General features: G+C 63.1%; 1 protein-coding gene. It reads left to right on the top strand.

What is annotated here, in order from left to right:
- Window positions 1-301, top strand: a 301-nt coding sequence (locus AOY23_RS22910; protein WP_200906059.1) for an Ig-like domain-containing protein, incomplete at both ends; no start/stop codon positions are given.

Consider the following 301-nt stretch of genomic DNA (forward strand, 5'->3'; position numbering starts at 1 on the left):
GCACCCCGACCCTGAACGGGACGGCGGCGGCTGGCGATATTGTTACTATCCGCGACGGCAGCCAGATCCTGGGTTCCGTGACTGCTGACAGCAACGGTAAGTGGACCTTCACCCCGGACACGGCGCTGGCAGATGGCAACCACAACTTTGCCGTCACTGCCACCGATCCGGCTGGCAACCATAAAGAGAGCGGCAGCTTCCCGATCGTCGTTGACACCACCGTGCCGGATTCAAGCAGCGTGGTGGTGAACGACGATGTGGGTGACAAGACCGGCCCGATCGCCGACGGCGACACCACCGA

The organism is Trabulsiella odontotermitis (assembly GCF_001297775.1).
In the GTDB taxonomy this organism is placed as follows: Bacteria; Pseudomonadota; Gammaproteobacteria; order Enterobacterales; family Enterobacteriaceae; genus Trabulsiella; species Trabulsiella odontotermitis.